Below are 15,945 nucleotides of genomic sequence, written 5' to 3'. Positions count from 1 at the left end.
TATACTCCACAAACTATGTAGAATGAATTCTAACATTTATAGCGTTTCCCTGGTTCATTGACTAAAAAGTGGCTTGGTACACTTTTTGGTCAAAGATTATCGGCATCGTCTACTAGAAAGAAACGTTATGAAAAAGAGAACCTGGGTGGTAGCGTCGCTGATTGCGGCTACCGTTAGCCTATCATCCTGTGCCTCGTTTGAGAATTGGCTCTATGGCGATTCAAACACGAGCCGCAGCCGTCAGAGCGCATCGCAGCGCGACCGGGACAGCCGGACCAATACGTCACAGGACCGCTACGCCAGCAACGACCGCGACCGGGACTCTGACCGTAACCGCAATTCGGACAGCAACCGCGATCAGGACAACCGTACTAACAAGAACAGCGGTCTCGGCAGCTTATTTAACAGCAAAAGCAACGATCGTGACGACGAGCGCAACCGCAATGATTCGCGCAGCAGCGAGCGGGGCAGTTCGTATAACAACCGCTATAGTTACTCCGATCAGGACAATCGCGACGACCGCTCCAGCCGCATGTCGGGCAGCGATTCGTACGACAGCCGCGATGATCGGAACAGCCGTAATGATTCGTACAGCTACCGCGACAATCAGAACGACCGCTACGACGACAACAGCCGCCGTGACGACCGCTACGATAGCCGCTCGAACGACTCCTACCGCGACCGCTACGATGATCGCCGGATGATGGATGACCGCATGAGCGATCGGTACCGCGATGATCGGGATCGTCAATCGTACGACGACCGCCGGTACGATGACCGATATAGCTATAACGACCGTCGCTACGATGATCGCCGGATGATGGACGATCGCTCCAGCAACCGGTATCAGGATGACCGGTATTCGAACAACAGCCGCTACGATGAGCGGGATCGCGACAGCCGCAACAGTGATCGCTACGATGATCGCCGGATGATGGATGATCGCGACAATCGCAGCCAGCGCTACGACGATCGGAACAGCCGCCGGGATGATGATCGTCAATACGACGACCGGGACAATCGACGGGATGATCGCGACGATCGTGACCGCGATAACCAGCGCAGCAACCGGGATCGTAACGACGAGTTCAGCGAAGAACGCCGTGATCTGACCGATCGGCTTTCCAAACAACTCGACAACGTTGAAGAAAAGCTGGAAGAAGCTCGTGAGGAAGTAAAAGGCGAAAGCAAAAAGGCTCGGAAAGACCGCGAGGACCGCGTCAAGGACCTCGAAGAAAAGCGTCGGGAACTCACAGACTCATATTATAAAGTACAACGGGCCGGTGAAGACGATTTCAAAAAAGTGAAACGGGAAGTCAACCGCCTGGCCGATGACGTAGAAGATGCGCTCGAAAAAATGGTCGATAAAGTCGACAAGAAATAAGCCCATTTACGTATGAAAGCAGGATCGGTTCAGTACCGATCCTGCTTTTTTTATGCGCCAAAATGCACAGACCTAAACCATCCGCTACATTTGCGGTATGGCACTAATCAAGCCCGTTCGGGGTATTCATCCACAATTCGGCGAAAACTGCTGGTTCGCTGATAACGCCACCATTGTCGGAGAGGTGACGATGGGCCGCGACTGTACCGTCTGGTTCAACGCGGTGGTTAGGGGCGATGTCAATTCCATCACCATCGGCGACCGTACCAACATCCAGGACGGGGCCGTTATTCACTGCACATACCAGAAATATAAAACGACCATCGGCAACTACGTCTCCATTGCTCATAATGCCGTTGTACACGGATGTACGCTGGAAGACCGCGTGCTCGTCGGTATGGGGGCTATCATTATGGACGGTGCCGTGGTTGGCAGCGGCTCCATCATTGCCGCCGGCGCTATCGTCACCCAGCATACCATCGTGCCACCCGGCTCCGTCTACGCCGGTAATCCGGCCCGGCTCCTCAAGACCGTTACGCCCGAACTGGAAGAAATTTTCATGCGTACCGCTAATAACTACGTAATGTACGCGGAATGGTTTAAATAAAGACCTGAAGCAGAGAGCATTCAGTAGTCAGATGTTACCTGACCCTTTGCCCCTGTGCAGGCCCACATTTTATGAACGACTTTTTCATTTATCTACGGCTTGGCTTTGACCACATCACCGATCCGAGTGGTTACGATCATATTCTGTTCGTTATTGCGCTTTGTGCCGTGTACACCCTTCGCCAATGGCGTCAGGTCCTGATTCTGGTAACCGCTTTTACCATCGGGCATTCGATCACGCTGGCACTCGCTACGCTGCGCATCATCAACTACCGAACGGATGTTATTGAACTACTAATTCCGATTACCATCCTCATAACGACCGTAGCCAATTTCTTCGTCCAGGAGCCCAAAAGCCGGTTTTCTGACCAACCCCCGACCAGCCAATCCCGGGGGCGATACGTACTGGCCCTGCTGTTTGGCCTTATTCACGGCATGGGGTTCTCTAATTACCTCCGGAGCCTGCTGGGCCGGGAAGCCGACATTATTCAGCCGTTGCTGGCGTTCAACATTGGTCTGGAACTTGGTCAGTTGCTTATTGTCGGTATCGTTCTTTGCGTCGCCCATGTAGTTCTCGAAATTCTGAACGTCCGACGGCGCGACTGGGTACTGATCGTTTCCGGCATCGTAGCCGGGATGGCGCTGTCGCTGATTATTAACAACGAGTTGGTAGCGGGGTAAATATTTTCTTCCAGCGCGCGAGAATTCGCAAACGTCTTAACCATTAGTTTTGTATTTTTACCAAAGATTATTTGCTAATTAACCCCTCGATGAGACGATCACTTTCGCTATTGGGAGCGGTGCTGGCAATGAGTTGTGCCTGGGCACAAACACCCCAGCAATCCAACTACAACGCCAACAATCGCTTTGAGCAGCTCGGCCCGATGCTGCCGACACCAAATACGTTCCGAACAGCCGCAGGTGCCCCCGGCCGCGACTACTTCCAGAACCGCGCCGACTACGACATCAAGGTTGAGCTGGACGATGCCAACCGGAAGATCATTGGTACGGAAGTCGTTACGTACCATAATTACTCGCCCGACGAACTCCGGTTTATCTGGCTCCAGCTCGATCAGAACCTGTTTGCCAAGGGTTCTACAGGCAGCATTACGCGCACCGGCAGCATTAACGAAAACGGCATGAGCTTCGGGGCGCTGCAAAACCTGACGTCGGTTCGGGAGCGCAGTCAGCAGCAGGCCAGCGACAAATACGGCTATACCATCACGGCCGTAAAAGATGCCAAGTCGAACCAGCCTTTGAAGTACACCATCAACCAGACCATGATGCGGATTGACCTGCCGACGCCCCTGAAGCCCGGCCAGAGCTATTCGTTCGGTGTTGACTGGAACTACTTCGTAACTGAATACTACGGCCGGAGCGGGTACGAATTCTTCCCGAAAGATGGCAACTCAAACTACTTCATTGCCCACTGGTTTCCGCGTTTGTGCGCTTACAACGACGTAAATGGCTGGCAGAACAAGCAGTTCCTCGGCCAGGGCGAGTTCACGCTGATATTCGGTAACTATAAAGTAGCGATCACCGTACCGAGCGATCATGTCGTTGGCTCAACGGGCGAATGTCTGAACTACAAGCAGGTGTTGTCGGCTACGCAACAGAAACGGCTGTCACAGGCCGCTAACTCAAAAACGCCGGTGGTCATCGTGACCCAGGCCGAAGCTGAAGCGGCCGAGAAAGCCAAACCTGCCGACGTAAAGGGTAAAAAAACCTGGGTATACAAAGCCGACAACGTGCGTGACTTTGCGTTTGCCAGCAGCCGTAAGTTCATCTGGGACGCTATGCAGACCGATGTATACGGCGATGGCCGCAAGATCTGGAGCATGTCGTTCTATTCGAAAGAAGGCAATCCGCTGTGGGGCCAGTACTCAACCCGTGTAGTTGAGCATACACTGAAATCATACGGCAACCGCACGATCAAGTATCCGTATCCGGTAGCTATTTCCTGCCACGCTACGCCCGGTGGCGGTATGGAATATCCCATGATCTCGTTCAACGGCGGTCGCCCCGAACCAGATGGTACGTATTCGGAGCAAACCAAGGCCGGTATGATTGGGGTGATTATCCACGAGGTTGGTCATAACTTCTTCCCGATGATCGTCAACTCCGACGAACGGCAATGGACCTGGATGGACGAAGGTCTCAATACGTTCTGCCAGTATCTTGCCGAAAAGGAATGGGATTACAATTTCCCCAGCCGCCGGGGTGAACCCCAGTATATTGTCGATTACATGAAGTCTGACAAATCGGTGCTGTCGCCGATCATGACCTCGTCCGACAACGTCATCAGCCTGGGACCAAACGCCTACGCCAAGCCGGCAACGGCCCTCAACATCCTCCGCGAAACGGTGATGGGCCGTGAGCTGTTCGATTACGCCTTCAAGGAGTACGCCCGTCGCTGGGCCTTCAAAAGCCCCGAGCCGGCCGATTTCTTCCGAACCCTCGAAGACGCATCGGGTGTCGACCTTGACTGGTTCTGGAAAGGCTGGTTCTATGGTGTTGAGCCGGTTGACCAGGATTTGGCAGAAGTTGAGTGGTTCCAGATTGACTCGCAGGACCCGACGGTTTCTAAAGCAAACGCCCGTTCCGACTACGAGCGCCGGACGAAAACCATCAGTAAGATGCGCGACGCCGAAAACAAAGGCCAGACGGTTGTGGCCCAGGATTCATCCATGCGGGACTTCTACAACAGCTACGACCCGTATGCCGTAACCGACTCGGACCGCAAAAAATACCAGGATTACCTCGCTACGTTGACCGAAGATGAGCGTCGGGCCTTGCAGGAAAACGCCAGCAAGAACTTTTACACCATCTCGCTGAAGAACAAAGGGGGAGTCCCGATGCCAGTTATCATCCGGATGGAGTTTGAAGATGGTACCGATTCGGTTGCCCGCTTCCCGGCCGAGATCTGGCGTTTTAATGATGTGAGCATCAAGAAAGTCGTTGCCACCAGCAAAAAGGTGAAACAATGGACGCTCGATCCTTTCCAGGAGATTGCCGACATTGATACGGAGAATAACTCGTTCCCGCGTCAGTCGCAGCCATCGCGTTTTCAGTTGTTCAAACAGCGTCAGAATCCTTACGCGCCACAAGGGCAAAACCCGATGCAGCAACAGCGCCGGGCTAATGGCCAGCAGCCGGCGGTGCAAGGTAGCGGTCGAAATTGATTCAGGCGGAAAGGTATTGTAACAAAATTCCTTTCCGCCTTTCTTCCTTTTTTCCCCGCTATCCCTTATTTTTGCACCCACTTGTTCGGGATGTAGCACAGTCCGGTAGTGTACTTGTATGGGGTGCAAGGGGTCGTGGGTTCGAATCCCGCCATCCCGACTGAACAACAGAAGCTCAGCGATCATTCGCTGAGCTTTATTTTTTATTCAATTTCAGGCAGAACCCACAGGCAATAACCTCACAAACGGCAGTGTGCTTCTCACATTGGCAGGTACACCGTGAACAGCGTACCGTCACCAATTTTACTGTCGACGGTGATCATGCCGCCGTGATTTTCAGCGACGCGTTTGCAGATAGCCAAACCAATGCCTGAACCTTCGTACTGGCTCCGGCTATGGAGTCGCTGAAAGAGACCAAAAATCCGATCTTCGTACCGTGTGTCGAAACCGATTCCGTTGTCATGAACTGTGATCGCTACGTATCGCCCGCGCCTTAGCTGTAACGACTCCGGCAGGGCATTCAACGGTACCTCTTTGGCTTCAATGTTAATGACAGGCGTTACGTCCTGCCGTCTGAATTTGAGCGCATTGGACAACAAATTCTGCATCAGCTGACCTAACTGTGATGCATCCCCCGGTAAAACCGGAAGTGAACCGATACGAATCTGGGCGTTCGTTTCCTGAATGGTCACATCCAGGTCAGCCAAAACATTACCCACAACGCGGTTAAGATCAACTGGGTCAAGCGCCTGCTGGTGCGTTGCCGTTCGTGAGTAGGCCAGCAGATCCCGAATTAATACCTGCATGCGGCCGGCGGCTCCCTGCATCCGTCGCATCATGTCGCGGCCGTCTTCACCAACCTGTGGTCCATACTGCTCAACAATTACGTCGCAGAATGACTGTACTTTTCGAAGCGGCTCCTGCAAATCGTGTGATGCTGCGTAAGCAAACTGCTGTAGATTGCTGTTAGCCTTTGACAGTTCCGACACTTTGTCTTCCAGTTGGCGCTGGAGTGATTTCATGGCCGTATGATCCCAAAACGTAATCAGCACCTCGCCGTTTAACGGTATAGCCTGTATATCGACCCAGGCATCAATACCGTCGCCCTCATAATGGTGTTCAAAGTGCTGGGGCTCTCCGGTTTCAATTACCTGCCGGTAGCGATCAAACAGGCCATTTAGTTTATAGGTTGTGAAGTATTTGCTGGCGATCTGGCCAACCAGTTCACCGGTTGCCCGACCAAGGTAATCAGCCTGTGAGCGGTTGACCAGCGAGATGGTAAAATCCTCAATCTGGCCACCGTTTACCGCCCTTACCGGCCGAATCATGATGATTCCTGTATGCGCCTGGTCAATAACCGTCTGGAGCTGCTCCGTTGCCCGCTTCAGGGTAGTAATGTCGTTGGCTATGATCATAAAGCCGTCTTCGAGCTGAGTCCCGGCCAGATTTAACCATTTACCCAGATGCGGATAGTAACGGTCACGTCTAAACGCTTTACCAGTCTCGGTAACAGTCACGTAGAAATTAAATAATTCGATCCCGGTTCCATCAACAAATCGCTCCCTGAACGTATGCCCGGCAATGCGTTCGGCTGACTCGTTGAAGATCTGCTCGTAGGCCTGATTAAAAAATACCGTCCGGAAATCAGTGATAACACCTTCTGGACTGCGTATAGCCTGATAGGCAATGATACCGCTAGATGATATTTGTAAGATCTGATTTCGAAAGGCAGCCTGCTTCTGGCTTTCCAGCTGTGCCTGTTTACGTACCGTAATATCGCGGGTTGTCCCAACAACCCCATCGTCCAGTTTAACAACGGTCAGTTCATACCAGCCACGAATGCCTTCTCCGTCATAAAAAATCTCCTGCTGAAACGACTGCCCGGTTTCAACCACGGCGCAGAACTTGTCGAAGAGTCCTGACGACTTCACCGTTGGATATAACACCAGATAATTTCGGCCGACGATTGCATCCGCCTGCGTACCAAACATACGTTCAAACGCCTGATTGACATGCTGGTACCGAAAATCGACAATAGAACCGGAACCGGCCTTTGCTCCTCCGTCACGAACGGCCTCCAGCACATAGATAGCTTCGCTTGTTACGTTGAAGATGCCATCCATGTACCGACTTTGGCGTTCAGCTTCCAGAGCCGCCTGTTTAGTCGAGGAAATATCAGCAAAGGTAACCGCAACGGCATCCCCATACCGGTTAATACTCAGATCAAACCAGCCATTCACCCCATCGGCTGCGTAATGCACCTCAGGAACCCGAATGGCTTTTCCTGTTTCCAGCACCTGCCGATAGGTTGCTAGTAAACCACTGCTTACTGCCTCGGAAAAAAAGCCCAGGTAACTCCGTCCAAGAAGCGCATCAGTTGGTTGGCCCAGGATGTCGGCACCGGCCGGATTAATGTACGCAAAGATAAAATCAAGAAACTCACCCTGCTCATTACGAACAGCTTCCAAAACAGTTACTCCAACCTGACTATCATTAACAATATTTTGAAACAGCTGACTTTGTGAGGAATCGGGTTGAGCAGATGAGATCATGTACTATAAACTTGAAAACCCAAATTAAGGGCTAATTCTACACAAATACCGACAATTGGCCGTCCCGTTCAGCAAGTTGTCACCAGCAATTACTTTTATACCGGCTTATGGCCTAAAAGAAAAAGAGCGAAACGCCTTGTTCCGCTCTTTTTAAGCACTATACGTATACGTGGACGGGCTTACACAATAACAGCTTCGGCCAGCACCAGCACTTTGTTACGTAACACTTCAACCACTCCGCCATCAACGGTAAACGACTGCTGCCCAGCCGCCGACTGAACGACAATCGGCCCGCGGGCCAGTGTGCTCACCAATGGCGCGTGATCGTTCAAGACCTGAAACTGCCCTTCGCTACCCGGAAACGTTACGGAGGTAGCTTCTCCAGTGAATACCTTCCGGTCGGGGGTGATAATTTCTACTTGCATTACAGTTTGTAGTTTGTGGGTTGTAGTTGGTGGTTAACTGTCGTGGCCACAACCACGAATCATAAACCACAAACTACAAACCAGGCTATCGTCCGGCTTCTTTTAACAGACGCTCACCTTTTGCAACGGCGTCGTCGATTGTTCCTACCAGGTTGAAGGCAGACTCCGGCAGGTGGTCGTGCTTACCATCGATGATTTCGTTGAACCCGCGAATGGTTTCTTCGATAGGCACCAGAACGCCTTTCAAACCGGTGAACTGCTCAGCCACGAAGAACGGCTGCGACAGGAAGCGCTGCACACGACGAGCACGGGCAACGACCAGTTTGTCGTCTTCTGATAATTCTTCCAGACCCAGGATGGCGATAATATCCTGCAATTCTTTGTAACGCTGCAGGATTTCCTTCACGCGCTGAGCCGTGTTATAGTGCTCATCACCCAGAATCTCAGCCGTCAGAATCCGCGACGTAGAGTCGAGCGGGTCCACGGCCGGGTAGATTCCCAGCTCAGAGATTTTACGGCTCAATACCGTCGTAGCATCCAGGTGGGCAAACGTTGTTGCCGGAGCTGGGTCAGTTAAGTCATCGGCTGGTACGTATACAGCCTGTACGGATGTGATCGAACCGCGCTTGGTTGAGGTAATCCGCTCCTGCATGGCACCCATTTCGGTAGCCAGAGTCGGCTGATACCCTACGGCCGACGGCATCCGGCCCAGCAGAGCGGATACCTCAGACCCGGCCTGCGTAAAGCGGAAGATATTGTCGATAAAGAACAGAATGTCACGACCCTGGCCTGTACCGTCACCATCGCGGAAGTGTTCGGCAATCGTCAGACCCGACAAGGCCACACGAGCGCGGGCGCCGGGAGGTTCGTTCATCTGACCGAAGATAAAGGTAGCCTGGCTTTCTTTCAGTTCCTCAGGATCAACCTTGGACAGGTCCCAGCCGCCTTCTTCCATGGAGTGCTTGAAGCCCTCACCGTATCTGATGATACCGGCTTCAATCATCTCGCGGAGCAGGTCATTCCCCTCACGAGTCCGCTCGCCCACACCCGCAAACACCGATAGACCCGAGTATGCTTTGGCAATGTTGTTAATCAGCTCCTGAATCAATACCGTCTTACCCACACCGGCACCACCAAAGAGACCAATTTTACCGCCTTTTGCATACGGTTCAAGCAGGTCAATTACTTTGATACCTGTGAATAAAACCTCGGTAGAAGTAGCCAGATCCTCGAAGCGAGGAGCTGCCCGGTGAATCGGCAGACCACCAGAGCTTTTAGGTTGAGGAATACCGTCGATGGCGTCACCAACGACATTGAACAGACGGCCACGGATTCCTTCGCCAGTCGGCATGGTAATCTGCGTACCGAGGTCAACGACGTCCATTCCGCGCTGCAACCCTTCGGTCGAATCCATGGCGATGGTCCGCACACGGTCTTCGCCAAGGTGCTGCTGGCATTCCAGAATTACCTTCTGGCCGTTGGCTTTAGTTACTTCAAGGGCGTCCAGGATGGCCGGGAGCCGCGAGCCTTCGCTCTCAAAACTCACGTCCACAACCGGACCGATTACCTGCGTAATCTTACCCGTATTGACTGCCGTTTCAGTAATCATTTGTGTATGATATAGCTTAAAAAGAAGTTACCCACTATTTGGGACTGCAAAATTAGGAGAAAAACCGCGCAACTTCAAGCTACGATTCCATCAATTTGTGTAATGGTTCAGGCGAAACGGTTTGTAAATTAGGTTTTTTCAGTAAGATGCACCCGAACGCCTGTTTTTCAATATTTGTACAAAAAATAGATAACGACTTATCCCGCCGACTGATTTACCCCGCAGCTTACAATTGATTCGGGGCCTGAATTCACTCAATTGCATTGAAAAGGCACTATTGCCCCCTCGGTTTGCGTTGCTAACAGAAGCAGTCTGCGGTTAAAAACCATATGATATCCCTGAATTTCTGGAAAGAGTGGAGCCGCCCCTATCGGCTCCTGTACATAGTGAGTCTTAGTCTGTTACTGGCCAGCTTGCTGGTTTTCCTGTTTACCTGGTGGCAGGGGTTAGGCAATGTCATTCGCTGGGATGTGCTGAGCGAGTTGACTGAGGTGCCTATCACATTACGTACGTTTACCGACGGCCTGCTCGACTACGCGGTGAGTGGCAAAGCATATGCCGTTTCCGAACAGTTTGTTGCCTCGGCCATGCAGGTGCGTCCAGGTAGTGCCACCGTTTTCCTGATTGGCATCTGTACGGCGTTTGTGCTCATTCTGGGAGCGTTGACGCGCCTGGACCGTATCCGGTACCTGGTTGGTATGGGACTGGTAATTGCGGGGCTGGCATTCTTCCGGTGGGAGATCCTTGACGTACCGGGTCTGGGCGGGCAGTATCTGTTTATGCTGCTTACCTTCCTCTTCGGCTCCGTCAGTTATTACTTCCACGCGTTTCGGCCGGAGCTGCGTTTTCCCATTCGGGCGGGGGTATTCGCCGGGCTTATCGCTGGCGTTGCGGTGGTGATTGGTGCGCTTTCTCCAGTACTGCTGCCGGCCATGACGCTGGTCAGCTACGGACTGCCCGTAGTGCTGGTTGGTAGCGTTGGTTTCATCTTTTTCATCGCGTTCGACATAGTTGCCGCCCTGGTCTGGCTTACATCAGCCGGACGCCAGGACACCAACGCCCCTCGCGTATCCGGCCGCCGGCCGCTGGGGCTCAACAACTTTCTGTTTATCAGCTTTCTGTATCTCGTCAACCTGGTGTTGATCTGGCTCCGAAATACCAAATCGATCGATCTTGACATCCTGTCCGTCAGTCCGTTTCTACTTTATTTGCTGTCGGTCGTGCTCGGTATCTGGGGAGTTCGTCGGCTGGTTCAGCAGCAGGAGGTTGTCTCGTTTCAAGATTCGGCAGGGTTTCTGTACGTCGGCCTTGCCCTGCTCACTACGTTCACCATTGGCTACGTGTTTGCTACAGCCAACGACCCGCTCATTGAACTGTTTGAAGATGCCATCGTATACACTCACCTGGCCATGGGACTGGCGTTTGTCATCTACATCTGGATCAATTTTCGCGAGATCTACCGGCAAAACCTGCCCGTGTATCGGGTTATGTTCAAACCGCCCAAGCTGGAACTGAGTCTGTTCCGTATTCTGGGTGTGTTTGGAACCATTGTGTTGCTGGCTTCGGGTGGGTTGATCACCGTACGGCAGGGAGTGGCGGGTTACTACAACGCCCTGGGTGACCTGTATGTGGCTACCAATGAGTTTAATTCGGCCGAAGCTTTCTACCAGCTGGCCCTTGAGCAGGAGTTTCAGAACCACAAGACCAATTATTCGCTGGCTTCGCTGGCACTGACGCAGGGCAATCAGACAGCGGCTGCCTATTTTTTCCAGCAGGCGTTGATTAAGCGTCCGAGCTCACAGGCCTACGCCGGACTGAGCTATACGTATCTGCAGACCAATCTTTTTTTCGAGTCGGTTAAAACCCTCCAGCGAGGCATTCAAGCTTTTCCGGCCAGTGGTGAGCTACAGAATAATCTGGGCTACCTGTACGGTCGGACCAGCGTAGCCGACTCGGCTTATTATTACCTGGAAGCTGCCTCCAAGAACGCCGATCGCGATGAAGTGCCCCAGGCGAATCTGCTGGCTTTATATGCCCGCAATCCCAAGATTCTTCTGGCTAACCCAGAACTGGCGAAGCCGGATACCCGCTCATCGTATGAATCGTTTCAGGCGAATGCACTAGCCGCCCGACTGGTTGTCGGCGCCGATACCACCCAGCCCGAACAACCCGACTGGCTGGCCGATCAGCCGTCGGAGGGGTTGAGCGTGGGCCGGTTTGCGAGCCTGTACAATTACGCCCTGACGAACGAACAGCCCGACACTACCCTGACAGCTACGTTGCAGCGTCGGTCGCTGGACCCCGTAAATCAGGATTTTGCCGATGACCTCCTGCTGGCCCGCGCCGTGGCCGAATACAACCGCCATAACCATGCCGACGCGTTCAGCCTGATGAGTCAGTTGGCCGAGGGTAACGTCCGCAGTGGCCCGGCCTATCGGTCGATTACGGGTTTGTGGCTACTTGAGCAGGGGCTGTATCGCAAAGCGGCCGAAACATTTGAACTGAATACGGATACGGTTTCGATCTATTACCGCGCCGTTGCTCTGACCAAAGCCGGTAAACTGGCCGACGCCCGGCCGGCCTGGGAAGCGGCTTCGCTGGACGACAACGACGTAGCTGGTCTTAAACAGGTGCTGTACGACATCAAGCGCCCTGAATCTGACCTCGAAAAAGCGATGTATGTCACGTACCGGCCTGACGACGCCAATCGGGGTGCTATCTGGGAAACGATCAAAGATCCGAATCTGCGTACCGTAGCTGGAGTGAGCCTTCTAGAGCAATACCTGGCTACGCGGCAGCCGTTCTACGCCCAGATGATACTGAGCCAGATGGCTAAACCCGATCAGTTGAAAGCCTTTCCGCTTTCAGTCGAGAATCTATCGGCATTACGCATTGCGGTTTTCAGAAACAAGCTGAAAGCCGCGCAGGAGATGGCGGCTACGTTCTTTCTGCCTCAGCACGAAGCTGAGCGACAGATGCTGCTTGGCCAGGCGTACGCCCAGAATGGACAGTCCGCTCAGGCCAGACAAGCTTTCGACGCGGCCTTACGGCTGGCTCCGCTCGACGCCGAAGTTGTTTCGGCCGTTGCGCGGTTTCGGCAGCAACAAAAGCAGATTGTGCCCGCGTATCAAGCCATACTGGCCGCGCTGCCCTACAATGAAGACAAGCCGGAGCTGATCAAAACGTATATTCTGCTCTGCCTGGCTCAAAACCTGGTTGACTACGCCGACGACGGTCTGCTACAGCTCCAGCTGGCTACATCCCCAGCCGACTATCAGTCATTTCTGTCGATATATCAGGAAAAACTCGCGTTATTACAAAATGATCGCAATAAGTTTCTGCAATGATGTAGTTTTGGTTATTCATGATGATAGTGGACTCTATGAAGGTTCAGTTATGGGTACTGGTCATCCTGATTGGAGGGGCTCTGCCGGTGCTGGCTCAGCCAGAATCGTACAGGAATGAAGTGATTGAGAAGTGGAAAAACGCCGGGGCGTATACCCTCGAAGTGGCCAGGCTTATGCCAGATTCCGGTTATTCCTTTAAGCCCGTTGCCGAGGAAATGAGTTTTAAGGAGCAGCTCCTTCATTCGGCGTCTAACATGCTCTGGTTAAGTTCAGCTCACTTGTCGAAGCAGACGCCCCCGTTCGACTATAAATCCCTGCAACAACGTAACGGACTGCCGAAACGTGAGATTGTAGCCCTGCTGGAGCAAGCTCTTCAGTACGCTCAAACAGCAATTGAACAGTTGCCAGACGCAGAACTTGACCAGAAGGTAGACTTTTTTGCGGGGCCTAAAACCAAGCGGCAGATCATACACCTGATGCACGACCATCTGACTCATCATCGGGCACAAGCTATTGTTTATTTACGACTGAAGGGCATAACCCCGCCTAAATACATTGGTTGGTAACTTCATTGACAGACCATGAACATCATTGAAACTCAGGATATTGCTAAGCGCTACATAATGGGTAGCGAGGTGATAGAAGCGCTTAAATCCATCACAATTTCGGTTAGAAAGGGGGAGTATGTAGCCTTCATGGGGCCGTCGGGATCGGGCAAATCGACCCTGATGAACATTGTGGGCTGTCTGGACACGCCTACCTCAGGGCGGTACATACTGAACGGTCAGGACGTTAGCAACATGAGCGAAAATGAGCTGGCCGAAGTGCGTAATAAAGAAATTGGCTTCGTCTTCCAGACCTTCAACCTGCTTCCCCGCCAGACATCACTCGAAAACGTAGCGCTACCGCTGATCTACGCGGGTTTCAGCAAAGCCGACCGCACCGAGAAAGCCATGATGGCCCTTAGAAACGTCGGGCTGGAGAATCGGGCCGGCCACCGCCCCAATGAACTATCGGGTGGTCAGCGGCAGCGCGTGGCTGTAGCCCGGGCGCTCGTTAATGACCCCAGCATCCTGCTGGCCGACGAACCGACGGGTAACCTCGATACGAAAACGTCGTACGAAATCATGGACCTGTTCGATCAGATTCACAGCAAGGGCAATACGGTGATCATGGTAACACACGAAGAAGACATTGCCGAGTATGCGCACCGGATCGTTCGGCTACGGGATGGATTGATCGAAACGGATCGCGCCAACGACAATATCCGCAAAGCCCGGACGCTGATGCAGGGGGTTGGCGACCAATAACATGAGGCTACGTATCAACTGGCCGCTATACGTGATACATTCGCGCTAAACGACTACGCATACACTCCACGCTTCGGACTATACGAATCAGTCTCGTCATTCCGATTGCAATGCCGTTTATCTGCCCGGAACAAAATCAGTTGGCCGTACCATCGCCGAGATAGTACGACCAACTGTGCAAGTACCAGCTAATGGCTGGACGGTCCTTGAAGTCTCTGCCGGACGCTTTTATGACTTCAACTCAATTTTCCGGCCGGTTTCGGCAGCCCGGTAGATAGCCTGCAGTAAGCGAACGTCGCGAAGCCCCTCCTCGCCCGTAATATGATTCGGCAGTTGTTTGCCATCCATTAAATCCTTGCAGACCCCGTCCATGTGTACGGCCTGGTGGTTGACTACCGGCTGCTCGATGGGTCCTTTGCTGGTACGTCCTTTCAGGGGACCGTAGCCAAAAGCAGGCGACAGTTCAAACCAGCCGTTCTGGCAGGACGCGTACAGGCGCTCTACTCCGGCGGTGTAGCTGGTGGTTGAGTTACACACCGCCCCACTCGGAAACTGGAACTGCCAGAACAGGGTCTCTTCAACTTCCTTGAATTTTTCCGGCTCGGTTTTCGGCGAAAATTGCGCCGTTACGGAGATTGGTTCTTCACCCGTTACGTAGCGGGCGCCCTGTACGGCATAGATGCCTACGTCCATGAGCGGGCCACCACCGGCCATGGCTTTTTTCATGCGCCACTGAGTTGGGTCGCCGATCCGGAAAGCATCGCTACTTTCCATGAACTTAACCGGGCCAAACACTTTTTCCTGACCCAGACGCATTACCTCTTTCGTGAACGGCTCGTAGTGCAGCCGGTAGCCCACAGCCAGCTGCCGATTTGCCTTTTTACAGGCATCGATCATATCCTGGCACTCTTTGGGCATGATCGCCAGCGGCTTTTCGCAGATCACGTGCTTGCCCGCCTTGGCGGCCCGAATAACGTACTCGGCGTGCATAGAATTAGGTAGCACGACGTAGACCACATCGATATCCTTGTTATCGGCAATCTGGTCGAAAGTTTTATAATCGTAGACGTTTGCCTTGGGTATATTATACTTCTGCATCCACTCGGCAGCCTTCGACGGCGTTCCTGTCACGATCCCGGCCAAACGACAGTGCTGTGTCTGCTGTAAGGCCGGTGCCAGCCGTTGTGAACTATAGCTGCCCAGGCCAACGAGTGCGATCCCCAGTTTGCGGCCCGGCTGAACCAGACCGGTCGACTTGTTGACCAGCGTTTGTATGCGACCGTATTCACCCTCGTACAATTCCGTTCCGGCATAACCAGCCAGTGGTAATGACGATAACCCAGCGCTGAGGGCGGACAACCGCTGCAGAAAGTCCCGGCGTGAAAAGCCTGTGTTGTTTTTCATGATGGATTTACAAACGTGAAGGAGACGCGTAAAACTACAAAATCTGACTTAGGCTAGTTAAGAATATAAAAAGTACCGGCGTATCGTACACCGGTACTTTTTTCAAAAGTCGTTCAATAGTGTTGT

At 52.9% G+C, this 15,945-nt stretch carries 11 protein-coding genes and 1 tRNA gene; 8 read left to right on the top strand and 4 right to left on the bottom strand.

The window, feature by feature from the left end:
* The first annotated feature begins 127 nt into the window (after positions 1–127).
* The 5 genes from DYU11_RS15050 (at position 128) to DYU11_RS15030 (ending at position 5,332) form a co-directional block, all read left to right on the top strand.
* Positions 128–1,384: a hypothetical protein gene (locus tag DYU11_RS15050; RefSeq protein WP_119668520.1), complete on the top strand. Its 1,257-nt coding sequence runs from the start codon at positions 128–130 to the stop codon at positions 1,382–1,384.
* Between the two features lie 97 nt (positions 1,385–1,481).
* Positions 1,482–1,991 (top strand): gamma carbonic anhydrase family protein, encoded by a 510-nt coding sequence (locus DYU11_RS15045; protein ID WP_119668519.1) that lies wholly within the window; start codon positions 1,482–1,484, stop codon positions 1,989–1,991.
* A 71-nt stretch (positions 1,992–2,062) separates the two neighbouring features.
* Positions 2,063–2,671, top strand: coding sequence for a HupE/UreJ family protein (locus DYU11_RS15040; RefSeq protein WP_119668518.1), 609 nt, complete (start codon positions 2,063–2,065; stop codon positions 2,669–2,671).
* Between the two features lie 89 nt (positions 2,672–2,760).
* Positions 2,761–5,172 carry a M1 family metallopeptidase gene (locus DYU11_RS15035; protein ID WP_119668517.1) on the top strand — a complete coding sequence of 804 codons (2,412 nt, stop codon included), beginning with the start codon at positions 2,761–2,763 and terminating at the stop codon, positions 5,170–5,172.
* An 86-nt stretch (positions 5,173–5,258) separates the two neighbouring features.
* Positions 5,259–5,332: transfer RNA gene (locus DYU11_RS15030), tRNA-Pro, on the top strand.
* A 100-nt stretch (positions 5,333–5,432) separates the two neighbouring features.
* Here DYU11_RS15030 and DYU11_RS15025 read toward each other — a convergent pair.
* The 3 genes from DYU11_RS15025 to atpD all read right to left on the bottom strand — a co-directional run bounded on the left by DYU11_RS15025 (position 5,433) and on the right by atpD (position 9,758).
* Entirely contained in the window at positions 5,433–7,640 is a 2,208-nt protein-coding gene (locus tag DYU11_RS15025; protein ID WP_158600289.1) for a PAS domain-containing sensor histidine kinase, read from the bottom strand.
* A 263-nt stretch (positions 7,641–7,903) separates the two neighbouring features.
* Positions 7,904–8,149 (bottom strand): ATP synthase F1 subunit epsilon, encoded by a 246-nt coding sequence (atpC, locus tag DYU11_RS15020; RefSeq protein WP_119668515.1) that lies wholly within the window; start codon positions 8,147–8,149, stop codon positions 7,904–7,906.
* A gap of 85 nt (positions 8,150–8,234) precedes the next feature.
* A complete protein-coding gene (gene atpD / locus DYU11_RS15015; protein ID WP_119668514.1) occupies positions 8,235–9,758 on the bottom strand; it encodes a F0F1 ATP synthase subunit beta in 1,524 nt (507 codons plus the stop codon).
* Positions 9,759–10,087: 329 nt separating this feature from the next.
* On the opposite strand from atpD, the gene DYU11_RS15010 reads away from it, so the two are divergent.
* The 3 genes from DYU11_RS15010 to DYU11_RS15000 are packed head-to-tail and all read left to right on the top strand — an operon-like array spanning position 10,088 to position 14,415.
* A complete protein-coding gene (locus DYU11_RS15010; RefSeq protein WP_119668513.1) occupies positions 10,088–13,105 on the top strand; it encodes a tetratricopeptide repeat protein in 3,018 nt (1,005 codons plus the stop codon).
* Positions 13,106–13,140: 35 nt separating this feature from the next.
* Positions 13,141–13,671: a DinB family protein gene (locus DYU11_RS15005; protein WP_158600288.1), complete on the top strand. Its 531-nt coding sequence runs from the start codon at positions 13,141–13,143 to the stop codon at positions 13,669–13,671.
* A gap of 15 nt (positions 13,672–13,686) precedes the next feature.
* Positions 13,687–14,415, top strand: coding sequence for an ABC transporter ATP-binding protein (locus tag DYU11_RS15000; RefSeq protein WP_119668511.1), 729 nt, complete (start codon positions 13,687–13,689; stop codon positions 14,413–14,415).
* 228 nt (positions 14,416–14,643) lie between these two features.
* On the opposite strand, the gene DYU11_RS14995 is transcribed toward DYU11_RS15000, so the two are convergent.
* Entirely contained in the window at positions 14,644–15,819 is a 1,176-nt protein-coding gene (locus DYU11_RS14995) for a Gfo/Idh/MocA family protein (RefSeq protein WP_119668510.1), read from the bottom strand.
* Positions 15,820–15,945 lie beyond the last annotated feature (126 nt).

Origin of the sequence: Fibrisoma montanum, assembly GCF_003583365.1 — a bacterium.
Taxonomy (GTDB): Bacteria; Bacteroidota; Bacteroidia; order Cytophagales; family Spirosomataceae; genus Fibrisoma; species Fibrisoma montanum.
This window is presented reverse-complemented; position numbering and strand designations above follow the sequence as displayed.